General features: G+C 32.9%; 3 protein-coding genes. 2 read left to right on the top strand and 1 reads right to left on the bottom strand.

What is annotated here, in order from left to right; all coding sequences use genetic code 11:
- On the top strand, window positions 1-709 hold a 709-nt coding region (locus tag COI44_RS23710; protein ID WP_142329309.1), incomplete at its 5' end, for a LysR family transcriptional regulator substrate-binding protein.
- 239 nt (window positions 710-948) lie between these two features.
- Window positions 949-1,110 (top strand): hypothetical protein, encoded by a 162-nt coding sequence (locus tag COI44_RS24355; RefSeq protein ID WP_176527978.1) that lies wholly within the window; start codon window positions 949-951, stop codon window positions 1,108-1,110.
- Window positions 1,111-1,156: 46 nt separating this feature from the next.
- On the opposite strand, the gene COI44_RS23705 is transcribed toward COI44_RS24355, so the two are convergent.
- Window positions 1,157-1,621 carry a hypothetical protein gene (locus COI44_RS23705; protein WP_097975204.1) on the bottom strand — a complete coding sequence of 155 codons (465 nt, stop codon included), beginning with the start codon at window positions 1,619-1,621 and terminating at the stop codon, window positions 1,157-1,159.
- Window positions 1,622-1,687 lie beyond the last annotated feature (66 nt).

The following is a 1,687-nucleotide window of genomic DNA, read 5'->3' as shown; positions in this document are numbered from 1 at the left end:
TGGTGGTCATTTTCTTACCCATGCAATTGATATGATTCAACTCTATACAAAAGCAAAAGACGTGTTTCGAATGGATAAAGAAATACCCACAACTCTTAGGATCGGCGCTCCTGAATCCCTTACAATATATCGCCTACCATTTATCATTCAATCCTTTCGGAAGCTTTATCCAACCGTAAATATTATTATGAAATCAGGGTTATGCTGGGAATTACAGGATGAGCTTCGCAGAGGTGATCTGGATATCGCTTTCTTCTTGCAAGCACCATTATCAGATCCCGATTTTCATATGGAAACTCTTGTTGAAGAAAAACTTGTCATCTTGTTACCTCCAGATTCGGAAACATATCGAACTCTGACTCAGTTTTCGTTATATGAAAACGAAAATATACTATTGACTGAACAAGGAAGCTATCGAGACTATTTTGAGGCATTCTTAAGAAGTAAAGGGATTGCCACTGAATCCGGAATCGAATTTTGGAGTGTCGAAGCAATAAAGCAATGTGTCATGTGTGGACTTGGTATTTCAATGCTACCGCTGATGACAGTAAATAATGAAATCGAACAACAAAATATGCGCTCAATTGAATGGGATACTAGCTTAGGAAGTGTATTTACAATCATGGCATGGCATAAAAATAGATGGCAATCTCATGCCACAAGAAAATTTATAGAAATAGTAGAAGTACATGCGAAAGGTTGGAGATAAAAGTAAAATAAGCACAACTAGTTTGAACAGTAACTTAAATAGTTGATACAACTAATAATTAAGCTGCTGTTAAATATTACACTAGTTTGTGCTTTTTCTGATTCTCAACTAAAAGAATATTCTAAAAAAGGATTTATTAAAACAATCTAACTGTAAAGAAGATAGTTGAAATAGAAGGTGTAAGACTCCATAGGAGTAGCGTTAAGGGTGGGATTCCGCAGGCGAGAAGACACTAAAGGATGCTCAGGAAAACGAGCATCCTGATTAAACTAACCGCTTATTTTAAAATAAATAGCAACGATTTTTATGAAAACAAAACGACAAGCGAGATGAATGCAGTGATTGATGCTGCAAAAGCAACGATCACGAAAAATGAAGAAGCATTTAAAGAATACCATTGATCTTTCTGCACAAAAGCGCTCGTTAGTTCAATAAGTAGCAAAATAACTACTCATTTACTTTTTTAATATATTTCACCATTAAAATATTAAAATAAACTTCTGTTCCTACTGAAGTAAATAAATCAAACCAGTTGGTCTCATCTAATAAAATTGAAGGATAAAAAATTGGGAGAACCAAATATCCTACTATAGTTATAATCAAAAAAAGAACAAAAAAACGAAGTGTGATTGGGAGATATAAACTAAAGTAACGAAATCCAAATTCTTTCCCATCTCCTCGTTTATTTAATATGTATGCTATATAAATTCCAACTAAATTTATAACCAAATAACTAATCATATCAATAATATCTAAGCGATTGAAAGATTCAGTCATCATTAATATCGGATCTGCTAGTAATGCTAATGCAAATAAAGAAATACCTATTGCTTTATATTGTTTTTGTGACTTACTAGACAGACTCCCTTTTTTTAAAGCTTGAACAAGTCCCTTTATATTCCAAATGTACATATGTTAACTCCTTAATGATTTACAAGATAATAGCTATTGAACTAAAGCAGTCTTTAGTTCAATAAG

The organism is Bacillus sp. AFS088145 (assembly GCF_002564465.1).
In the GTDB taxonomy this organism is placed as follows: Bacteria; Bacillota; Bacilli; order Bacillales; family Bacillaceae_G; genus Gottfriedia.
The sequence above is the reverse complement of the archived record's forward strand: the minus strand, read 5'-3'. Positions and strand labels throughout refer to the sequence as shown.